22 protein-coding genes and 1 pseudogene are annotated in these 22,402 nt (G+C 36.5%); 6 read left to right on the forward strand and 17 right to left on the reverse strand.

All coding sequences use genetic code 11. From position 1 onward, the window contains the following. Positions 1-661 precede the first annotated feature (661 nt). The 7 genes from ACIQXF_RS07310 to ACIQXF_RS07340 all read right to left on the reverse strand — a co-directional run bounded on the left by ACIQXF_RS07310 (position 662) and on the right by ACIQXF_RS07340 (position 5,630). Entirely contained in the window at positions 662-775 is a 114-nt protein-coding gene (locus ACIQXF_RS07310; RefSeq protein ID WP_402780755.1) for a MerR family transcriptional regulator, read from the reverse strand. A gap of 79 nt (positions 776-854) precedes the next feature. Further along, on the reverse strand, positions 855-1,364 hold the full coding sequence (locus ACIQXF_RS07315) for a GNAT family N-acetyltransferase (RefSeq protein ID WP_402780758.1): 510 nt from the start codon (positions 1,362-1,364) through the stop codon (positions 855-857). Between the two features lie 990 nt (positions 1,365-2,354). Then, a complete protein-coding gene (locus tag ACIQXF_RS07320; RefSeq protein WP_402780761.1) occupies positions 2,355-3,065 on the reverse strand; it encodes an ABC transporter permease in 711 nt (236 codons plus the stop codon). 11 nt (positions 3,066-3,076) lie between these two features. Continuing rightward, positions 3,077-3,772 carry an ABC transporter ATP-binding protein gene (locus ACIQXF_RS07325; protein WP_402780764.1) on the reverse strand — a complete coding sequence of 232 codons (696 nt, stop codon included), beginning with the start codon at positions 3,770-3,772 and terminating at the stop codon, positions 3,077-3,079. A 63-nt stretch (positions 3,773-3,835) separates the two neighbouring features. Further along, positions 3,836-4,390 (reverse strand): PadR family transcriptional regulator, encoded by a 555-nt coding sequence (locus ACIQXF_RS07330; protein WP_402780767.1) that lies wholly within the window; start codon positions 4,388-4,390, stop codon positions 3,836-3,838. A gap of 116 nt (positions 4,391-4,506) precedes the next feature. Beyond that, complete coding sequence (locus ACIQXF_RS07335) at positions 4,507-5,352, reverse strand: MBL fold metallo-hydrolase (protein WP_402780770.1); 846 nt, start codon at positions 5,350-5,352, stop codon at positions 4,507-4,509. Positions 5,353-5,435: 83 nt separating this feature from the next. Then, positions 5,436-5,630: a class I SAM-dependent methyltransferase gene (locus tag ACIQXF_RS07340; protein WP_402780773.1), complete on the reverse strand. Its 195-nt coding sequence runs from the start codon at positions 5,628-5,630 to the stop codon at positions 5,436-5,438. A gap of 136 nt (positions 5,631-5,766) precedes the next feature. Between ACIQXF_RS07340 and ACIQXF_RS07345 the strand changes: the two genes are divergently transcribed. After that, positions 5,767-6,534, forward strand: coding sequence for a DUF1266 domain-containing protein (locus ACIQXF_RS07345; protein ID WP_402780776.1), 768 nt, complete (start codon positions 5,767-5,769; stop codon positions 6,532-6,534). 140 nt (positions 6,535-6,674) lie between these two features. Here the strand turns inward: ACIQXF_RS07345 and ACIQXF_RS07350 are convergent, their stop codons facing one another. Continuing rightward, positions 6,675-7,433, reverse strand: a complete 759-nt coding sequence (locus ACIQXF_RS07350; protein WP_402780779.1) for a class I SAM-dependent methyltransferase — start codon at positions 7,431-7,433, stop codon at positions 6,675-6,677. 368 nt (positions 7,434-7,801) lie between these two features. Here ACIQXF_RS07350 and ACIQXF_RS07355 point away from each other — a divergent pair, with 368 nt between their 5' ends. From ACIQXF_RS07355 to ACIQXF_RS07365, 3 genes are read left to right on the forward strand one after another with little or no spacing between them, the layout of a single operon-like run. Next, entirely contained in the window at positions 7,802-8,668 is an 867-nt protein-coding gene (locus tag ACIQXF_RS07355; RefSeq protein ID WP_402780782.1) for an AraC family transcriptional regulator, read from the forward strand. A gap of 17 nt (positions 8,669-8,685) precedes the next feature. Continuing rightward, a complete protein-coding gene (locus tag ACIQXF_RS07360; RefSeq protein ID WP_402780785.1) occupies positions 8,686-9,258 on the forward strand; it encodes a GNAT family N-acetyltransferase in 573 nt (190 codons plus the stop codon). A 45-nt stretch (positions 9,259-9,303) separates the two neighbouring features. Continuing rightward, the gene (locus ACIQXF_RS07365) at positions 9,304-9,738 is read left to right on the forward strand and encodes a ribosomal maturation YjgA family protein (protein ID WP_402780788.1); all 435 of its coding nucleotides are present in this window, start codon (positions 9,304-9,306) and stop codon (positions 9,736-9,738) included. A gap of 152 nt (positions 9,739-9,890) precedes the next feature. Here the strand turns inward: ACIQXF_RS07365 and ACIQXF_RS07370 are convergent, their stop codons facing one another. The 5 genes from ACIQXF_RS07370 to ACIQXF_RS07390 form a co-directional block, all read right to left on the reverse strand. After that, the gene (locus ACIQXF_RS07370) at positions 9,891-10,736 is read right to left on the reverse strand and encodes an alpha/beta hydrolase (RefSeq protein ID WP_402780791.1); all 846 of its coding nucleotides are present in this window, start codon (positions 10,734-10,736) and stop codon (positions 9,891-9,893) included. A gap of 495 nt (positions 10,737-11,231) precedes the next feature. Next, entirely contained in the window at positions 11,232-12,434 is a 1,203-nt protein-coding gene (locus tag ACIQXF_RS07375; RefSeq protein ID WP_402780794.1) for a macrolide family glycosyltransferase, read from the reverse strand. Positions 12,435-13,158: 724 nt separating this feature from the next. Beyond that, complete coding sequence (locus tag ACIQXF_RS07380) at positions 13,159-14,202, reverse strand: phosphotransferase family protein (protein ID WP_402780797.1); 1,044 nt, start codon at positions 14,200-14,202, stop codon at positions 13,159-13,161. A gap of 10 nt (positions 14,203-14,212) precedes the next feature. Next, on the reverse strand, positions 14,213-14,989 hold the full coding sequence (locus tag ACIQXF_RS07385; RefSeq protein ID WP_402780800.1) for an SDR family oxidoreductase: 777 nt from the start codon (positions 14,987-14,989) through the stop codon (positions 14,213-14,215). Continuing rightward, positions 14,986-16,221, reverse strand: coding sequence for an acyl-CoA dehydrogenase family protein (locus ACIQXF_RS07390; protein ID WP_402780803.1), 1,236 nt, complete (start codon positions 16,219-16,221; stop codon positions 14,986-14,988). Before ACIQXF_RS07390 ends, ACIQXF_RS07385 begins: the two co-directional genes overlap by 4 nt. Before the next feature lie 791 nt (positions 16,222-17,012). Here ACIQXF_RS07390 and hutG point away from each other — a divergent pair. After that, entirely contained in the window at positions 17,013-17,975 is a 963-nt protein-coding gene (gene hutG / locus ACIQXF_RS07395; RefSeq protein WP_402780806.1) for a formimidoylglutamase, read from the forward strand. Positions 17,976-18,196: 221 nt separating this feature from the next. Beyond that, positions 18,197-18,371: pseudogene (locus ACIQXF_RS07400) on the forward strand (sodium/glutamate symporter); the annotation flags it as partial. Positions 18,372-18,519: 148 nt separating this feature from the next. Here the strand turns inward: ACIQXF_RS07400 and ACIQXF_RS07405 are convergent. The 4 genes from ACIQXF_RS07405 to ACIQXF_RS07420 form a co-directional block, all read right to left on the reverse strand. Next, complete coding sequence (locus tag ACIQXF_RS07405; protein ID WP_402780810.1) at positions 18,520-19,782, reverse strand: polysaccharide deacetylase family protein; 1,263 nt, start codon at positions 19,780-19,782, stop codon at positions 18,520-18,522. 382 nt (positions 19,783-20,164) lie between these two features. Further along, entirely contained in the window at positions 20,165-21,001 is an 837-nt protein-coding gene (locus ACIQXF_RS07410; protein ID WP_402780812.1) for a D-alanyl-D-alanine carboxypeptidase family protein, read from the reverse strand. Between the two features lie 239 nt (positions 21,002-21,240). Continuing rightward, positions 21,241-21,888 (reverse strand): histidine phosphatase family protein, encoded by a 648-nt coding sequence (locus ACIQXF_RS07415; RefSeq protein WP_402780814.1) that lies wholly within the window; start codon positions 21,886-21,888, stop codon positions 21,241-21,243. Positions 21,889-21,923: 35 nt separating this feature from the next. Beyond that, positions 21,924-22,346 (reverse strand): DUF3995 domain-containing protein, encoded by a 423-nt coding sequence (locus tag ACIQXF_RS07420; RefSeq protein WP_402780817.1) that lies wholly within the window; start codon positions 22,344-22,346, stop codon positions 21,924-21,926. Positions 22,347-22,402 lie beyond the last annotated feature (56 nt).

Below are 22,402 nucleotides of genomic sequence, written 5' to 3' on the forward strand. Positions count from 1 at the left end.
AATAGAGAAATCCATAAATAGGAAGTGCTGTTGCCGTTAAAATATACATTGTTATTTCACCTTTAGAAAGTATTCATTTTTATGACGTTAGACATTTGCATACAAAGCATATTTAAAAAGAGAATTTTCTATGAAGAGCCCAAGAAAAAACGTCAAAGAGAAAAAGATTACTCATTCAACTAAAAGGAAAAAAACTTTTAATGACTACTGGAATGAAATTATTAAAGCTCTCATTGCTACTAAGTAAATAAATGCTCGTTGAATCAAGTGTATCGATTTTTATATAATCTACAATCGTAAAGCTAAAAAAGAGTAAAAAAACGAATTATTCATCTGATTTTTCTGATTAATAATTTTAGTGTGTTTCTAGCAAAAAAAGTCCATTCAGATTTTTAATAACCTCTGAATTTGACCTTTTCCCTTTTAGAGAAAAGACAAAAAGTTCTTACTATCAATCTCTGAATTTATTTCTTTATATTTTCCCCAAATATTTGCCCTTCAAAATTGGATTCGTTTTATTTATTAACAACCTCAAGCCATTTTCATCGACAACTTTTCTTAAGTATATAGAATGAAATGGTTTCCTTACTCCCCTAAACACATCATAGCTGTTAACCTTTGTTATCAAAGCACTTTTTATTTCATCAATGGAGAAATGATATTAAACAATAATTTTTTTCGCTTTAGCAATATCCTCGTTTGTAAAATATCGATAACCATTCGTTTCATCCTTTTTTAGCTTTAATAAACCTTTCTCATCGTAATATCTTAGCATTCTTTGGGATATTTTATTAATCCCCAAAAATTTTTATAAAAGCAAAACACCTCCTTTGGTAGCACCATTTAACTTAATGTTAATCCTTAATCTTATATACATTTCTATACAGGTTTTCTTTATAAAGAACAAATTCTTCGCCCGTTAAAAGTTGTGGATAACTCATAATTTTAAGCGGTAGATCATCCTGCCCCTTCTGAAGAGGAGGCTGTACATATTCGAAAGGATTGAGGTAAAAACCCAGTCGCTCATAAAAGCCTATTCTCCGCTGCGCCAATTCCGTGTCAGGATGCTCCACCTCCAATAAGATGGGCTTTTTTGACTCCTCCATATACGCGGTCATCATTTTTCCACCTATTCCACTTCCTCGAATAATTGGATCGACTGCAATATGCTCCACGAATCGAAACAAAGGAAATTCCCATGCAGCTAAAAAAGCTATAATTAGGTTGTTATTATCCGTTTCTGTAATGAGACGGTAATGAGAATCGGTCAGCAGCCCCTTCTGTCCAGAATAAGTTCTTCGTTCACTCTCTGGAAATGATGCTTGCATAAGTGCAAAAATTTTATCAAACTCTCTTTCGTTCATAATTACATTTCTCCTCTATCTAATATGCTTAATATAAAATGTACAGATCTTTTGTAATAATTTCTATTTAAGTAGCAAAAATAACCACTAGATAGAAGATATTATAAAGCTTCTTTGTTTTTTCATAAACCGTTAGACCTTATCATCTTTCAGTAGGGATTTTTTCATCCCTATTGATTATTAGTTTTCACAAATCGGACCTTTACGGGAAGCTTTACACAGTGTGAACCTCAAGACTTTGCATAATAAACAAAGAACACCCTAAGACTTTACTCCATAAGATCAATGTTAGCTATAACAATACATTCATATTTTCTAATGTAGAAAACTTCCCGATAAGGAGAAAATATAGGATCTTAGCTGTATCTAAAGTCACCCTCCTCAATTAATCTCCTGTATCCAAAATTAATGTTCAGTTCCTTGCGCAAAGCTGGTGTAATTAGTGCAGATTCTTCATAAGAAGACGTTCTGGTACCTTGATGATAAACGAAGTCCCAGCATCAGCAACCTACTAGCCATTAAATATCAAGTTAGCTACTTTTCACTTTTCACAGCTCAATCCATAAGTTGGGTATAGATTCTTCCTATGCCCAGCTTTTCTTATTCAAAAACCACAACCAAAATAGGAGTGATACATGATAAACAATATGATTCAAAATATAATTAATTGGATTGAAGAGCATCTGTTTGAGTGGCTTTCTTAGGTAAAGCTAAGTGAAACAATAGGTTATTCCTGTTATTATTGTTCCTTTTAAATAAAAAGAAGCCATTTTAAAAAAGCGTCATAGATGAGACCCTGAGGCCAACATGATGTTGGTCACGAAGGCATTATCACAGGACGTGATGCTCTTAGCCTTCGTTCCTTCAGCAGAAGAAGCGGCTCATCGGACGCCCCCTAGAAAGCACACTGGCAGAGCGGAAGTAAACCACAGGTTATGGTGAAGAGCCAAAATTAATGATCTTTCAGTTTGCATATCAGCTAATGATTAATTATTGGTCACTATACTTGAATGTTTTTAAAGAAATGATGAGTGTTAAAGCTAGGCATCCTATTAAAAGAAGTAAGGATTCCCCATATATACTTGAATTATTTAGAAATGCAGCTTTAATGCCATTCAAAAACCATTCAAATGGGTTTACAAGACTGATATATTGTATAATGTTTGGCGCCTTTTCCATTGTAAAAAATGCGTTACTACAAAGTAGCATCGGTATCATCAGGACATTTGCTGTCATACTTAAATGCCCTTCATTTTTCACCAAACTTGAAACAAAAAAGCTTAAAAAAACAAAGCTTAACGATGCTATTAGAATAATCGGTGTCATATATAAGAGGACATGAAAGGAAAATTTCAGTTGATTGATAACGCTAGAAAATAAAAACACTATATAAGATAGGATAATTGAAATTAAAGCCCATGAACTCGAAACACTAACAATATATTTCCATAAGGGCAGTGGTGTTGCGTGCAGTAAATTATAAACGCCTCGTTTTCTTTGAGATAATGCAATAAAGGCAGTGGTCATAAATGAGTAAAAGAATACACTAACGGCAATGATTCCTTCTACGTAATTTCCTGAATAACTCGGAAAAAAAATCCTTAATGCAATGATTGCCGCACATGGCATTAATATAGACCAAAATAGTAAATACATATCCCTCATGCTAGATTTTAAATTTAATACGAAAACCGTCTTCATTCTCTCGCTCCTCACTTTGTTATTTCAAAAAATAAATCTTCCAAATTTTGAGTTTGGTATTCAGCCATTAAACGATCAGGCAATCCATCTGCAATTATTTTCCCTTGATGCATGATCAAAATTCTGTCAGCTACATTCATTACCTCCAACATATCGTGAGAAGAAAATAACACCGCAACCCCACTATCTTGTAACCTCTTTATGATGTGTTGAATTTCCTTTTGCCCCCTTGGATCTAATCCTGCAGAAGGTTCATCCAAAATTACTAGTTTAGGATTATGCAAAGTTGTCACGATAATGGCTAAACGTTTTTGTTGTCCTACTGATAACTTAATAGCAGGCGTTTTCTTTACATGCAGTAAATCAAAGGCCGCGAGTTTGTTATCAATATTTTTATTTGTTAATGAAATTCCATAGAATGCAGCGAATAATTTCATATTATCTTCAACTGAATAGCCTTCGAAAAAAGGTGTTGATTGCAGCTGCGTACCTATTTCTTTTTTGTAATCAGATGTCCAGTATTCTATTGTTCCACTATCCTGAGGAACAATGCCAAGGAGCATACTGATTGTAGTTGTTTTTCCAGCACCATTCGAGCCAATTAAAGCAACTATCTCACCTTCTTGAATGTCAAAATTTATATGATCAACAACACATCTAGCCTTATAACTTTTCGTTAATTGACTAGCACTAATTAGCTTTTTCATATTTTGCCCCCTTATTTAATATTGTATATTCAACTTTGACTATATGACTATTTTTTAACTCCCTCATTTGAGAGAGTTATTTTTATCTTTTTTCATAATTTCAATAGCTTGATTTACAAATTTCCATTGGACTTTTACAATTTCTAGCATATTTTCAAATGCTAATTGTGTTAATGCTGGCAATTCTCCTTGCATGGCAATCCGTTTTGCTTCAAAGCCAGCAAGTATAGCCTTTTCTTCGTGTTCTAAAATCTTTTGCTGCGTTGCTAATGCTTCAATAGCTCGAGGATTTGGGAGTTTAAATGCAAAGGACACACCAGAATACAATGTTGTTGGATAAGCAACAGATGATTTTTCAAGAGCTTCAATAATTAATTCTTGCTCATGTGCTTTTCCCTTTTCAGTAATTTGGTAAATGGCTTTTTGTCTATGACCCGTGGATTCAATACTAGCCACCTCTATATAACCATCCTTTTCAAGCTTCTTTAAAGCATTATAGATAGAGCCGATTAGCACACCACCCCAGCGTTCAGCATCACTTAATTCAAGCATTACTTTAATATCGTAGCCAGTCATTGGTTTAAGCCCTAACATAGCAAGAACTAATAATCTTGTCATAATAATCACCTTTTTATATTCAACGTTGAATAAATTAAATATAAACGATTCTGCATTTTTTTGTCAATAGGCTTTTTAATAAAAACTGGAAAAATTAAAGTGACCTTTACATAAGACTAATTCAGGAATTTACTATGATTCGGTAAAGCAATCTGTTCAAACTCAGTCGCAAGTTTGTGCAAATTTTTAGTCAGCTCCTCTCCTTTCATTGGTAATCCATGCCCCGTAATCGCCACTGAAGGCTTTAATGCCTCTAATTTTTTAACTGAATCCCAAGCAGCTAGCCAATCCGTCGTAAAATAGCGCGGCGGTCCACTAATTTCCTTTTTTTGTAACATTACTTTATAGAGCGACTCTTGTTTCACCGTAACAAATGCATCTCCAACAATTAACGCACGATCCTCTTCTCGAAACAAAGATATATGTCCTGGAGTATGGCCCGGAGTATGAATCCAACGAAACCCATGCATATATGGAATACTGCCATCGGATGGGAGCGCCTCAATGTTGTTTCCTAAATTAATAGCTTCATTTGGAAAAATTGATGACACCTTTGCGATTAAACCACCATTTACAATAGGATCAGGTTCAGGATAATTTTTTTTACCAGTTAAATAAGGCAATTCTAAAGAATGAGCATAAACTGGCATCCCCCAGTGTTCAATTAAACCGATAATTGCCCCAACATGATCGAAGTGACCGTGAGTCAAAATTAAAGCTTTAGGACGACTATTTGCTCCAAACCTCTCCTCTACTACCGAAATAATGGCATGTGCACTTTTTGGCATTCCTGCATCAACCACAACAAATTCTTTTTTATGAGGCTCACCGTAAAGAACAATATTCACAATTTGAATCATATGTTGATATAAATCTGGTAATACTTCCACACCATCTCCACTCCAAATTGAAGTTGCTGGAATATACTTAAAGTCGCTACCATAGTTCATATCCTTGTCCATAGATAACCCTTCTTTCTTCCTCGAATTGTAGATAATCATATTTTTCCTTTTTAGCAGTAAAAATAAAGCAAGAAAAAAATGGATTATGAGAAGGATATAAATAATTTAATTCTCCTAAAACCGAACAAAGCTGTTGGCATGAACCCTCCCTCAACATGATATCCCCTTTCAAGAAAAGGAATTAAAAAACGCCCAGAGCCAGCTCCCGTTTCATATACCCTTCTTTTAGTTCTTTTTATTCTCTCGTGCAGGAAGCCTTTACCCCAAATATCATCCATTTCTTCAATAATAAGTAATAAGATAGTCTTATTGTATAATATTGTCGGTAAATGTATAATTTTACTATACTTTGCCGAAAGTGAGTGATTCATAATTTAAACATCGAGAAATAAAAACGAGGAGGAACGTGGGATTTTGAAGATTTTACTAATCATTGTAGGAATTATTGTAGCAATTGTATTGCTACTTATTGTGGGTTTAATTACAGCAAGCAAGCGAATTACGAAAAACGCCAAAAAACAGCAATTAGAAATGGAGATGGCTAACCCTTTACCAAAGGAGAAACAGCATTTGCTTGCCTACGGTGCCAATCTCGCTCTTTACCGTACTGATTCGCCACGGATACTTCCGATAGATGTAGATCATGAAACTTTGAAGGAGGTCCTTTCTTCATACTGGGACGTTAATAATCCGGAGGAGGCTGTTGAAACCCTAGAATGGCTACTTACGGAAGGGCATCGGACGAGATATGATGAGCTTCTTTTGGCATTGCAAGCTGGACAGTCTTTTACTGAGGAGGAAGTAGGAAAATCGCAAGAATGTTATGAATCAGCACAAGAAGCGATGATGAAGAAGCTTTCCTTTGTGAAATCCGATTTTGACCGGGTGGACACTATTGCTGCTTGGGATTTTGACCGAGCTGTAAATGTTGCAAGATGGAGCTACTTAGTCGGTTATATTACCGAGGAACAGGCATGGGGCTACATAGCTCGAGCAGCTGATGCGGGAAGCCATTTCTTCCAATCCTGGAAGGACTATTTTATGTCATTTGCATTTGGCCGAGCCATTGCCTACGAGGGTGACATATACGATATCCTTTGGAACGGAAAAGAATTACTGGAGGAAAAGGATTCAATCTGGAATGAATTTAGCATTCAACGATCCACAACAGTAAGTCGCTAATTTAACTTCGTTCAGCGGATACCATTGGACAAGCATGAGAGAGCGTGACACCTGAAGCACAAATGAATTATGAAACCAAAAACCTTGCTAGATTTTTAACTATTTTCTTAGCAAAAATCTAGCAGGGTTTATTTATTTATTTATTTACGAACAGCTTCAAATGTAAATAATGAATGCTCTTTTGAAGGCTTCTTGTTATAAACATATTCAGCGGAGCAAGTAATATCTGAAAAACCTATGCTTGTTAATATGTGCTGGAATTCTTCTATTCCGTACCACCTTATCGGAAATCTTTGTAATTCAGTATCAATTAATTTACCATTTTTCCATTTTTCATATTTTAAAACGGTCAGTGTATATTGATCGACCCAGTTCATTTCTACGGCTTTTCTTTCTAATGAAATTCCTTCCTCTTTCGAAATTTCATAGTAGGAAGAATCAATTTCCCCTGTTTTCCAGTCTATGGGTAATAGCAAATCCACTATTAGACGTCCCCCAGGAATAAGATGATTATACATACATCTTAATGCATCCAAAGCATCTTTCGGATTCTCTATTAAACAGAACGAACCAGTCGACATGACAACAGCTTCATATTTTGAATCCAAAGAAAAATTGCTCAAGTTCCCTTCATATAAGTTGGGCTTTAAGCCTCTTTCTGCACATCGTGTTTGACAGGAAGCTAACATCTCAGGAGAATAATCAATGCCGTCCACATTCAATCCCTTTTCTAGTAAAGGAATGAGGAAACGCCCTGATCCAACTCCCGCTTCAAGTATCTTCCCTTTCGTACCTTGTAATCGTTCTAGATAATATTCAATATCCCCGCCAAGTGAAAATCCTACCGGTTTTGTAAAATCATAAAGCTCTGTACAAATTGGACCATAATAACTATACATGTCAAATTCCTCCGATTGATGAGGAAGAATCTAATCAATTATGCCTCGGCATACTTATTTCAGCGAATGTTTGTCCACCTGCTGAAAGAAGTTAAAAGTTTTAGTTCTTCCACACCTCAATTTTGTTTTTGTTTGATGGAAAAATAGATCTGACTATCATTATAAATCCCTCACTTTCAGTAAAATATAGTAAAATTATACACATTTTATCAATTTAATTCAAATTCTATTTATGAAAGATGACATTTTATCATATCTTTTTTATCTTTTATTCATTCCCTTTTTACAATATAATGTACGAATTAGCACAAATTATCAAAAAAATCTTGCGTTCTTTCTTTATCATTGTGAATGAAAGGGGCTATGGTATGGATTATTTTGAAAGGATTCAAACGTCAATTGATTATATTGAAAATCATTTACAGGATGAATTGTCCATTACAGAAGTTGCTTCAAAATCATATTTTTCAGCTTTTCATTTCCAAAGACTATTTCAAGCAATTACCGGATTATCGGTGCAGCAGTATATTAGAAATAGGAGGCTTTCTGAAGCTGCATCATCATTACTAGCAACCACAAAAAACATATTAGAAATCGCGATAACTTTTCAATATGGTTCCCAAGAGGCTTTTACACGCGCATTCGTCAATTACTTTGGTGTAACCCCTGCAAAATATCGAAAGATAAAAAACACTAAACCCCTTCAAACCAGAATGAATTTTTTAGACTATAAAATTAATGGGGATCTGAATATGAATAAACCTGCAATCATTTCTTTAAAGAAAAGACTAATCATTGGGTATGAGTACAAAACAACCTTACAAAACGAAAAGTATTTTGAAGATATTCCAGAGTTTTATTTTGATTTTGGGAAAAATCTGTATTATGAGCGGATTGAGAATAAAATTGCACCGAATATCGCTCATGGTATCTCTACGAATTTTCATGATGATGGTCAGTTTTCCTTCATTATTGGAGAAGAAGTGCAGAAATATGATAGTTCTTTAGATGATGGCTTTGTCAATTTTGAAATTCCTGAGGGAAAATATGCGGAGTTCAAAATTAATGGATCTTCTGAAGCGGTTCAAAACACAAGACGCTATATTTATAGTGTTTGGCTACCAAATTCGAATTATGAAAGAAATAATGGCCCCGATTTTGAAATTACTGATGTAGTTAATTCAACATTTCCAAATAACATGAAAATGATAATCTACATTCCGATTATAGGATGAATCAAGGAGCGAATGGCATGAAAATAGAAAAAGTGTTTACAGAATTCCCATTATTAAGCTCAGAAAATCTAGTACTGAAAAAAATTGAGGATGCACACTTAGAGGAAGTATTTGCAATTTATGATAATGAAAAAGTATTTGAATATTGTGGGATAATCCCTAAACATAATATCCAAACCGTGCATAAAATGATCGGTCATTTTGACAGGGATTATCAGAAAAAAAGCAGAGTCAAATGGGGCATTTTCCAAAGGTCTAAAAGCGATACGCTAGTAGGCATTATCGAAGCAATGGACTTTAATCAAAAAGTAAATATGGTGACGATTGGTTACTTTTTAGCACAGGACTATTGGGGTTTGGGCATTGCGACTGAAGCCGTTAAAACACTTGTCAAATTTTTATTTGAGGAAGTTAATATTAATCGAATACAGGCTGAGGTTATGCCATTAAACGGAACATCTAAAAAGGTTCTCCTGAAAAACGGCTTTTTACAAGAAGGACTTTTAAGACAAGCTACGTTATGGTCTGGTAAAGGTGTAGTAGATTTAGAAATATACAGTTTGCTTAAAGAGGAGTACAATGTGAACTAAATGATTAGGTGAGTATATTAATGCATACTATCTACACGCGAAAGAGTGATTCTATTGACTAATGAGCATAAACCTATCAACTTGCAATACCGTAACATGCGAATAGCTTATTCGGTAGCTATTGTTATCACCATTTTATTAGGTCTAGCTTCTAGAAAATGGAGTCTTCTGCTTCTATCATTTGTAGCGCAGAACGCTGGAGACATACTGTGGGCTATGATGGTCTATTTCGGATTTCGATTGTTGTTAGTACGTAAGAGCACCCTAACAGCCATTTCGCTCAGTTTTTTCTTTAGCTTCGGCATTGAATTTAGCCAGTTGTATCAGGAAGACTGGATTAATCAGATTCGTGGGACAACGCTCGGGGCTTTGATACTTGGTAAAGGTTTTCTTGCAGAGGATTTCGTTCGATATACAGTAGGGATAATAATTGCTACTGTATTAGATAAGATGGCACTTAAGTTCACCACTCGAAATTGATCTAAGTATGACTCTCACCTTGTAAATTATCAACTTTAACATTATAAAAAAATCACCCTATAAGAGATACTTTTTTTAAGTGACTATCTTATAGGGTGTATTTAATAGGATTTTGAACGAATTTAAATTATCAATCTTTATTTTAAATTTTTCTATTCATTAATCCAATTGATTAACTCTCTATCAAAAGTATCTGGTTCTTCAAACATTGGGTTATGGCCACTTTTTTCAAAAATGACTTTCTTTACATTTTTATTAGAATGATCAATTGGCTCCCAAAGCGAAACAGGAGCGACTAAATAATCATACCTTCCTAACCCTACAAAAATAGGTTTATCTATTTGAGCCATAGATTGGATTAGGTTCCGTTCAGCAAAAGCTACACCCCAAAGGTAATCAATAACTTCCATATTTGTATATACGCCATCCCACATAAAAGTAGCATCGAACGTATAATCATAAAAGCTATGCGCCCCCATGCGAATACACATATGCACAAATCGTCTGTCGGGATCATTGTGAATATCATTCTCTAAGAAAGCAATATCATACTCAAATTGTTGTGTTCGTTCAGCACTGGCAGTCTCATTAAAAAATGAAAAACTTTGTTGCTGTCTCTCTTGATTGTTTGTCGGAGCTGAATTTAATAAAATGACCTTCTGAACATACTGAGGATATTTTTCGGCATAGGCCAAAGCCATAAATGCGTGTCCAGAATGTCCTAAAATGATAAAATCCTCAAGCTTGAGCAACTGCCTTGCTGTTTCAATATCATCTACAATTTTATCTAAAGTATAGTCTTCTTGCTTTAAAGAACGAGGTGGCTTCACAAAACCTCTATGATCTAAGAAAATAAATTGAAAATGTTTATATACGTGTTCCGAGAACAAGCGTGGATAGTATACACTGCTACCCACTACCAATATCTGCTTACCTCGCCCCTTCACACAATATTTTAAATCAAATCCTTCACTAAAGATGCTTTGATTGTTTTTCATAATAATAGTCCTCTTTTCTTTTTATATAGAAAGAGCTATTAACAAAATGCCCTTCCTTCTATCACTCCCTTTCTTTTTTACATTCCCGTGTTTTCTCCATAGAACGCTCAAGCATTCTAGTTCACCTCAAATTATTGTTTTATCTTACTTTTCCTAATCAATATGCCTGAGAATAAAAGTAAAACCTTTAAAATAAGAACTAAGTATACAATAATAGTTTTAAAGTTTAAAATTATTAAACCATAAAAAAACAGAAAGTTAAAGGATAAAAGAAAATGGATAAGAAATTACAACACATCATCACTTTAAGAGAAAACGGTCAACTGGAAGAAGTAAAACTTCTGCTGAATGAAGATAAAAGATTACAGTAAAGCTATAAAATTTTATAGTGATAAGTTAGATCAAACGTGGGAATAATTTAGGAAAGTACAAAAAAGATCAGGTTCATATTTGTGAACCTGATCTTTTCATGCTACGTAACTTTAGTCGGTTTTATTAAATATTCAATTGGCTTTTAAATTGGAAAATCTCATCTACAGCTTGGTGATACCCACCCGATTTTTCAAAGGATTCTCTAATATTTGCAGCCGCTTTCTGGAAGGATGGGTCGTTCAACACATGATCTGCAGCATCAAATAGTTGATTTGCCGTCAAACTTTGCATTTGTAATTGAATACCTGCTCCTATATTGGTAACCTGCTCAGCAATTATCGGCTGATCTGCACTTTGTGGGATTACAATTAATGGAACTCCGTAATAGAGACCTTCATTGGTACTGTTCATTCCTCCGTGTGTGATAAATAATTTAGTGTATTGTAGCACTTCCGTTTGAGGGACGTAATTTTTTACAATGAAATTTTTAGGAATCTCCCCCACTTCACCTAGTTGGGTTTGTTCCCCAATTGACATGACAACAGTATTATCAGTGTTCCCAAATGCCTTAAAACAAAGCTTATAGAAATCTATGGCTTTGTTTAAGACCGTACCCAATGAAATGTAAATGAGACTTTTTCCCTTGATTGTAGTAAGGTCGAAGTTTTTTTGCGGTAATCGTAAAGAGATAGATGGACCTACAAATTTATATGTTTGGTCAAATACTTCTTGAAAAGGTTGAAACTCCCTAGTTATATAAACGATTGTAAGTGGTGCAGGGTTACAAAAAACTTCATAAGGAGAATTGATTTCAACATCATATTTTTCCTTCATTTGAGTTATCAGGTTTTGAAAATCATCATTTATCTTTTTTAAAATTTCTGTTGGGACATTTTGTGACAGTTGTTCTAATGTGCTATTAAATGATATTTTATTCTGCGCAAACGATGTACACGAATTGATCGCGGGAAGCTTAAGGATTTGACCTAGTAAACGTCCACAACCAAACATAGAATCATGGATGATATAATCAAAATGCTCTCCTTTGATCTGTTCAAGCACGGTAGGTATCACGATATCTGCCGTATGTAAAAGACCGTTGACTCTTTCAAGTAAATGGTTTCTGCCACCTGAGATAAAGGCTTTAATAAACTTTTGACCATCCAATGTTCGGACAGTTGCTCCTGTCATCTCAATACGCTCTCGAAAAGCTTCTATCGTAAAATACACAACCTCTTCTCCACGCGAAATAAGCTCTTGTACAACTCCAATAGTTGGATTGATATGTCCTTCTGATCCAGCATTAATAAATAAAACACGTGCCAATTCCACCACTCCTTAGGTAAAGATGTTCTGGTTATGTAAGTTGCTTAACTATGTTAAAGCACAATAGATTCTTTAGCAAGTGCAATCAAACATCATACTTTCACTAATCTGTCCAGTTTGGTGAAAATCCACACAATCTCTTCTCCATTACCGATATCCTTGATAATGTTTCTCGAAAAAGATAAAGAGATACTGCACTTTTATTCCAATCATTTTTATAGGGTAAATCCATGTTTGTGCCTACTTAGATTCTTGACTTAAATGTCAACGATGTTTTAATCTAATGCACTTGTAAAATATGAATTCTATGATAAAATAAGAACATACATTCCCCATCTTTTATTTTCTTAACGGGAAATACTTTGTTATTAAAATAAATTGGGTGCGAGAGTATATCTTATAATACACTATTTAATGTCGGATAATCTGATGTTTTATTGATAAAAAATACGGCTGCTAGTAAAAGCAACCGTCATTTATAATCATTTTATCCCGTATTCACGGGCTGTAATTCAGCGAAAGCAAAGCGACAGCGGCAAAGGTTTTCTGTGCGAAAGCGTAGTGCTAACTTAGCGGCAGCAACATGGTTTTGTCTGTGCGAAAGCGTAGCGACAGCAACAACAGGATGTTGGTTACACAAGAGTTTTCACAGGATGTGAATGTTTTAGCTTATGTTTCTCTGTCAGTAGGGGCTGAAGAAAACCCCTACTGATTAAGTTTCACTTTATAGTGCCTTAGAAGCTTCCTTAATCAATGCAGCTACCATTTTATCCATTTGTGCAAAACGATCATCTTGTGTTTGCCCATTCACATAACGGTAATAGATTTGCTGACAAATTACAGCTAATTTAAAGTAGGCAAATGTAATATAATAATCGATAGCTGAAACATCACGCCCACTTTTCTCTGCATAACGGTTAATAAATTCTTGACGTGTATAAAACCCAGGTAAAATCGTTACCGGTGGTTCTCCAAGTGCATATAAAAGCATTTTTGGATCGTCTGCATGCATCCAGTAGCTCATGGCCACTCCTAAATCTGCTAATGGGTCCCCTACAGTTGTCATCTCCCAATCAAACAGTCCAATCATTTCAGAATAATCACTAGAAAACATGGCATTATTAAGCTTGTAATCATAATGAATTATGGTCGCATCATTATTAGAAGGAATATGATTCTTTAACCACGTTGTCAAAACTTCAACTTCAGCATGCTCTGCCGTTTTCGCTTTGTCATAGCGTTCAATCCAACCATGTACTTGCCGTTCCATAAAGCCCTCTGGCTTCACCATATCCTTTAAATTCGTTTCCTGATATGGTATTGCATGTAGTGCAACTAGTGAATCCACCATCTTTTCCGATATCAGACGTGCTAATTCCTCGCTATTTTCAGTACCTGGTGGAAAATGACTATCCAGTACGATCCCTTTTTTGCGCTCCATTAAGAAAAAATCACTACCAATAATTTCTTGATTATCTACGTACACATAAGGCTTCGGAACAGCAGGTAAAAATGGATGTAATGCAGATAAAATAGTAAATTCGCGTTTCATGTCATGCGCTTTTTTGGCAACTGGTCCAAGTGGAGGTCGACGAAGGACAACCTCAAATTCACCTACTTTTAGACAATAGGTCAAATTTGAATGTCCAGCACTAAATTGTGAAATTTCTAGCTTTCCTTCTGGCAACTCAGGAAATTGGCTCTCTAAAAATGACTGTAATTTCTCTTCATCAATACGTTCACTTGCCCTTACTTGTATCGTATCCATCGTATCCCCCCTATATGATTGAGCTCATCCCACCATCTACAACTATGACATCCCCCGTCACATAATCCGAGGCAGCAGCCGCTAAAAATAATGCGACACCTTTTAGGTCATTCTCAGTGCCTAAACGCTTTAACGGCGTGACGCCCATTAAATAATCTTGTCCACGCTCAATTAAGACATTTGACATTTTTGTTGGGAAAAATCCTGGTGCAATCGCATTCACATTGACACCATACGGCCCCCATTTTACAGCCAAATCCTTCGTTAAGGTAATGACCGCACCTTTACTCGCATTATAGCCAATTGTATCCATGAAATCAGGCAATGTACCGCCAAGCCCTGCAACCGATGCGATGTTAATAATTTTTCCACTTTTTTGTTCTAACATTATTTTTCCAACAGCTTGGCTCATTAAAAATGTACCATTTACATTAACATCAAATACTTTTTGCCAAGCCTCATACGGCATTTCAACAGCAGGAGTACCCCAAGACGCCCCACTGTTATTGACTAAAATATCAATTTTCCCGAATGTTTCAACCGTTTTTGATACTACATTTGCTACATCTTCTGGATTTGTCACATCACAAGCAAGAGCTAATGTCTGTACACCTAATTTTGCTAATTCTGCAGCTACCTCTTCACATGCTTCAACCTTTCTTGAACAGAGCACTATGTTGGCACCAGCTTCAGCAAAACCTTGCGCAATTTGAGCTCCAAGACCACGGCCACCCCCTGTTACAATAGCCGTTTTTCCATTTAAGCTAAATAAGTCTAGTACAGTCATTTCACCAGCTCCTCTTGTTTTTTGGCATGCTTTTTCAGCTCAAGCTTGGCAACCGTGTTACGATGCACCTCATCCGGCCCATCTGCTAATCGTAATGTCCGAGAATTAGCCCACTGTGCAGCAAGCGTCGTATCAGGTCCTACTCCAGCTGCACCAAATGCTTGAATCGCTCGGTCAATAACTCTTAATGCCATATTTGGTGCGACAACCTTAATCATCGCAATTTCCGCCTTGGCCTCTTTATTACCTACTGTGTCCATCATATATGCGGCCTTTAGCGTTAACAATCTGGCCTGTTCAATATCAATACGTGACTCCGCTATACGCTCACGCATAACACCTTGATCTGCTAGTGGTCGATGGAAAGCATGTCTCTCCTGTACACGCACACACATTTCCTCTAATGCACGTTCAGCTGCACCAATCAAACGCATACAATGATGGATACGGCCTGGCCCTAAGCGCCCTTGCGCAATCGCAAAACCCTTGCCCTCTCCCCACAAAATATTTTCAACAGGTACTCGAACATTTGTGAACGTCACCTCACCATGTCCTTCTGGTGCGTGATCATAGCCAAATGCAGTAAGCATACGCTCAATTTTTACACCTGGCGTATCCATCGGCACTAAAATCATCGACTGCTGCTCATGACTCGGCGCTGTAGAGTCTTTATGTTTTCCCATAAAAATTGCAATTTTACAGCGAGGATCTCCAGCTCCTGTTGTCCACCACTTATGTCCATTTAAAATATAAAAATCCCCATCTCGTTCAATGCTCGCCTCAATATTTGTTGCATCACTTGACGCGACAGCCGGCTCAGTCATCGCAAAGCAGGAACGTATTTCTCCACGTAATAATGGCTCTAACCACTGCTTTTTTTGTTTCTCTGAACCGTAACGCTCAAGTACCTCCATATTTCCTGTATCTGGTGCATTGCAATTAAACACTTCAGGAGCAAGTAAAGAACGACCCATAATTTCACATAAAGGTGCATACTCTAAATTCGTCAAACCTGCTCCATATTCGCTATCTGGCAAAAATAAATTCCACAAGCCCGCTTCTTTTGCCTTTTGCTTTAATTCCTCCATAATCGGCGGAATTGCTCCCCACCGATCCTCCATTGCCTCTACCTGTGAAGCATACACTGCCTCATTTGGATAAATATATTGCTCCATAAAATTTGTTAACTTCTCTTGCAGTTCTACTACTTTTTCGCTATAAGAAAAATTCATAGAAAAGCCCCCCTTTGTTTGAACATTAAAATGAAAAATGAATGATTGTTCATTTTTATTCTTACATTAAATGTTACCGCTATATTTCTCGTAAATCAATGTCTATTAAACAAAAATTTGAATTATAGAGAAAATTCATACTTAAGACAGCGTTTCTAGTAGATAGAGAAAAAAGTAACGAAGATAGCAGTTGAAATGAGGAATAGGATGATCAGGGTGACGGATAGAGCCTTGGAAATGGTGGATAGAATTCAAACCGATGGATAGAACCTTGGAATTGAGCGATAGAAATGTCAAAGTGACGGATAGAACCGCTGGAATAATGCATAGAATTGAAGGTGATGGATAGGGCCGCTGGAATAATACATAGAATTCAAAGTGATGGATAGAGCCTTGGAAATGACCGATAGAAATGTCAAAATGACGCATAGAACCTTGGAATTGAGCGATAGAAATGTCAAAGTGACGCATAGAACCTTGGAAATGACCGATAGAAATGTCAAAATGACAGATAGACGCCTCTGGAATGATGCACAGAATTCAAAGTGACGGATAGAAATGTCAAATCGACGGATAGCCGCACTGGAATGATGCTTAGAATTAAAACCGATGGATAAAACCTTGGAAATGACGGATAAATTCGCTAAAGTTTTGGATAGAACCGCCCAGCTCCTTCGAGAAATTCATTTGCTCCGTCACTTATGTATTAGCAATTATAATTATGTGAATATATAATTTATTCATAACGATATTAAGGTTACAATAATATTGGAAATGGAGTTGATTAAAATATGTACACAATGACAGATCAAAAACAATGGAATGGCCGTATAGATTCAACTACGAATACGAGTAGTTTTCGTTTACATCAAAAAGTGAAAAGAATTCCTATTAATGATGTAAGCGCTTCAGTTAATCTACATGCAGGAATTGTTGGCTTTATTTGCGATGAGGGTGTACGTCGAAATCAGGGACGTGTTGGGGCAGCAAGTGGACCTAATGCTCTGCGTGAATCATTATCTAGCTTACCTTGGACATTTAATGATGAGCAGCAAATTTTAGATGTCGGTAACGTTCTATGTCTAAATCATGCTTTAGAGGAAGCACAGCGAGAGCTCGGTGAAATTGTCGAAACATTACTAAATAAAAAATTACAATGTGTCGTGCTTGGTGGTGGACACGAAACACTATACGGCCATTATCTAGGCGTTCGTGCGGCCTTGCCTAAGGACGCGAAAATCGGGATTGTGAATATCGACGCTCATTTCGATTTACGACCATATGATGAGCAACCATCGTCTGGTACAATGTTCCGTCAGATTTTAGAGCAGGATCCGCATGCAGATTATTTTGTTCTTGGCATACAGCGTTATGGCAATACAAAAGAGCTATTTGACAAAGCCAATGAATTACATGTGCATTATGTGTTAGAAGAAGATATGAATCCAGAAAATAATGCACAAATCATGCAAGATCTTCAGCAATTTATGGAGAACCATGATTATATTCTCTTAACGCTATGTATGGATGTACTAAACGCTGCTTTTGCACCGGGTGTTAGTGCTCCATCACCGTTTGGACTAAATCCAACGACGGTACGCAAGATTCTTCAAAAGGTTACTTCGCATCCAAATACACATTCTTTTGATATCTGTGAAGTAAATCCTTCACTTGATGAGAACGAACGCACTGTTAAATTAGGTGCTTATTTTGTCTATGAAGCACTTAACAACTTACTTAAGCGGCAAGGTTAATGATCGAATTCAATCAAATCACAGCAATTGGCTTAGGAGCAAACATCAACTTGTTAAGGTTGGTAGAATTGGTTGGCTTGTAGTTCATAGTATTAATGCAAAATGTTATTGGTATACTTGCATAGCTGATGAGCATTCAGCCATCAATCGGTATGATGGCTGGTGCAGTTTCCATGGAAGATGGTCATGGTGCCGCAGCAACATTTGGACAAATATTAGATGAAAAATATGATGCTGCTGTGATGGTGGCAGGGTTTGCAGGTTATGGTTTAGGAGCAACGCCAAATGCGATGGCCAATATATCAGTCGTTGTCCAACATTTCAATCCTTCAAAGCTATTCTCGTAGTACCAATTGTTGGTGCGTTTTTATCGACGTATTTGGTATTTCTATATAGTATTACAACTCAATATATTTAATGAGCCGTGCAATGTCTAAATAAGACTATTGCACGGCTTTTTATGTTTAATATCTTATTAGAAATAGACAAGGCTAGTAGTTCTCGTAAAATAACGGTTTAAATTATAGGCAAGATTCCTAATTTCTTATTGCAATATTTCACTAACGGTTACAAACTCGTAGCCTTGCTTTTGCAAATAAAGAATAACGTTTTCAAGACCATCTGCGGTTGTTTGATGAATATCATGCATTAAAATAATGCTGCCATCCTTCACTGACGTTTTAATATACGCTAAAATTTTATCAGCATTGCGATGCTTCCAATCAAGTGTGTCTATTGACCATAGAATAGTAGGCATCGTAATCACAGAACGAACTTGATCATTTGTTGCACCATATGGTGGGCGGAAAACCGTTGGATATTGACCTATAGCTGCATAAGTAGCATTGCTAGTACGATCAACCTCTTGTTTGACATTAGTTTTCGATAAGGTTGTCAATTTCGAATGATTCCATGTATGATTGCCTATTTCATGGCCTTCTTTATAAACTTGCTTCACTATTGCAGAATTGTTGGAGACATTGGGACCCACCATAAAAAATGTTGCCTTCGCATTGTGCTTTTTTAAAATCGCTAAAATTTGTGGGGTAACCTTCGCATTTGGCCCATCATCGAACGTTAAAGCCACACGCTTGTTTTCTCCTTTTACTACAGGAACACCTTTATTATATACTTTGTTACCCAGCTTCTGTAAGTCTGTTAGCTCAGAAGCATTTATATAACCTTTTTGAGTATCTGTTTCAACATAAGCCCAGCCTGCTAGTGTTGAATATTGCTGGACGATTGTTTTATTTGCAAGCGTTCCAAGCTCCTCGCCATTTGGGCTAGCTGTTAAACGTAGGACAGCACCATTAACAGCATTTACTCGTTTTGTAGTCGCTATAGGCTTTTTTAAAGAATTCGTTGCTACGTAGCCTGTATCTTGACCATATTGGACAAAAGACCAGCCCCCAGGTGCTGTTCCATAAACAAAAATTACTCGGTTCTCATACACCTGACCTACTTTTTGAGCGTTTTGACTAGGATATGTAAATAAAGCTGTTCCACCCTTTTGCACTACTAAATAACCCTCTGACTTAACGTTTACTAACGCTGCCGTCTCAACATAACCTTCAAGTTGATGTGTTTGAATATAGGTCCATCCCTGACTCACATTCGTAGCTGTTACATAACTCCCCTTCGCTATTTGATCAACTTCGACACTGTCCGCGGAAGGTTCTGCATAGATTGTTGCATCTTCTACTAATTTTTGAATAACTAATGTACCCTCAGCACTTGCTGAAATTTGCCCCACAAATACACTAATTAAAAAAGTCAAAAATATAGCATATGGTAAAAGCTTTTTCATGGTTCTACACCGCCCTTATAAACATAGATGTCTTTTCACATGTGTGTTTTCGAAAAAGTATAGGATGTCACTCTAATTATAGAATAATAGTTTATACCAGGAAATAGTAGGAATCAACCAGATTCACCACTAATAATTTTATGCGACATTTCGTTGGCTCTTTCCGTCGCTCCGGCAATTATTTTCCTCCGTTTCCTTAAATCTTTCCTTCACACTAACAAATCCCTTCATTAGAACCTACTGTTAGTCCAATTACTTCATTAACAGATCATCATTCTAGGGCATTGTAGACTCCTTCTCTTTTTCAGGTACTGTGCAGGACACCCTATTAGTAAGACGATTGAAATGGTTAAAAAAGTTGCCAAATTTTTCATTTTTTCTTTTATAGTGCATCATACGCTGTGAGAGCATCTTCAATATGGAGTGGCGGTGTCCAAGCTTGCCCTTCTGCATTGGTCGTAACGAAAATAAATTGTTCACCATTCTTTTCTATAATAGTGGCTAAGCAAAGACCAGCTTCAGGTGTGTAGCCCGTTTTTCCTCCCACTATTGCCCCTTCCATACTTGGTATTTTTGTAAGAAGAGTGTTTGATATTGTTAATTCATTCGGTACACGAGTTATATAACTTTTAGAAGTTACTATTTGATAAAAGATTGGGTTTTCAATCGCATAACGAAATAGCTTACTAATATCACGTACACTGGAGACATGAGCAGTATCATGTAATCCGCTGGCATTCACAAAATGGGTATCGTTCATCCCTAATTCATGCGCTTTATTATTCATTAATGTCACAAATGCTTCTTCACTACCTGCGATCGCATCTGCAAGTGTTCCAGTCGCATCTGCCCCTGAAGCAAGTAATGTGCCGTATAATAAATCCTCTATTGTTACAAAATCCCCTCCCTTAAAGCCAGCCATTGAAGCATTTTGAGCAGTAAATTTAGCAATCGTTTGTGGTTCAACAATTGTTTGTTTCTGCAGATCAGTACTCATTTCAATAGCAACTATCGCTGTCATAATTTTCGTTAATGAGGCAGGATAAATAATAGCATCTGCATTTTTTTCGTATAATACTTCTCCTCTTTTGTTCAGCAATAAAGCATTTTTACTATGTAAAGAAGGTAACTCTACTTGTGATTTTTCAGGTGTGTTAGCTGTAAAATAAAAAAACAACGCTGCCACACAAATACAACAAAATAATACAAATTTTTTCATAAAAAACGCCCCCCACTCATTATAATAGGAGGCATTTCTGAATATTCCTGTAGGAAATTTATGAAGAAATTCTTAAGAATGATTACTAATCAATTTCGCCTTGGCGTAATTGCGTCCGGATTTTGAATTGTGCACGCACAATTCATTCCTTTTAAAATCCGTGACATCCGCCGGAGGCTTTATCTTCATTCAGTAGGTGCTTGGATACCCACTGAAAAGGAACCAAAACCGCGTTCATCTCACCACCTATTGAGGTGGGAGTCTTCTGCTGAATGAAGATAAAAATCATCGAAATCCGAACAAATTCTTGTGATTTTTTTAGTCGATAATTTAAAGAACACATCCTGTGATACTTCTAGCTTTAGTGCGTCTTCTTTTTTTAGATCAGCATATACCCCTCTTAAGATGCGACCTGTTAGACCATGAGAGATCACGATAACTTTTGGTACATGTTGAATGTCCTTTAGCCAAGTACTTAGTCTGCTCACTACTGAGTCATACGTTTCTCCATTTGGAGCATTAAAATACCAGCTATACATGTCTGTGTTGTTAAAAAGATTTGGCCATGAACTTTCAATTTCTTTCGTTGTTAATCCAGCCCATTGACCCACAGCAACCTCGGTTAAACGATTTTCTTTCTCCACGTTTTTAAAATCATATCCGATCGTTTTACAAATGACTTCAGTGCTTTGTAATGCTCGACCTAACGGGCTTGATACAATTTTCCATTCATTAGGATCTCCGATTAAACTTTTCAGCATTAGGGCATTTTGTTGAACTTGATGTATGCCAACTTCTGTTAACGGTGAATCGAGCTCTCCTTGGTATCGTCCCTGTGTATTATATTCTGTTTCACCATGACGAAGTAAGTAAATCGTTTGACTCAATATGGCTTCCCCCTATAGCTTTGCGATAACTACTCTTAAAATATTAGAGTAATATAGACCACGCCCAAGAACAAGCATATTGGACTGTACATCCAAGTATCATTTCTAGCAAACTGTGAATGCTTTATTTTTTTTAAAAATCCCACATAATTAAAATCACCAATAGCTCGAATCATAAAAACAACCGCACAGACAATGCTTCCGATGTTAGAAAATGTGTTTGCCGGGTAGCTCTTCAAGAAACCACCTTGAACAATAACAATGAAACTAGCTAGCAGAATAACAATGGCTACAAGTATGGTTCCAAGCTTTCTTGGCGTAAAAGCAGGTCGATGCTCTCCCACTTTTACAGGGATTACTGCTGCCGCTCCCCATCGACCTCCAAAAGCCCAATAAATATGAAGTATACTTATAAACCACAGAAGTCCTATAGCTAGCAATGCTACGATTAATGTCATTATTTTAGCCCCTCTATCGTTCTAAATAGTCAAGCGAGCATCCAAAAACTCTTGTC

The organism is Lysinibacillus sp. NPDC097231 (assembly GCF_044761885.1).
Classification (GTDB): domain Bacteria; phylum Bacillota; class Bacilli; order Bacillales_A; family Planococcaceae; genus Lysinibacillus.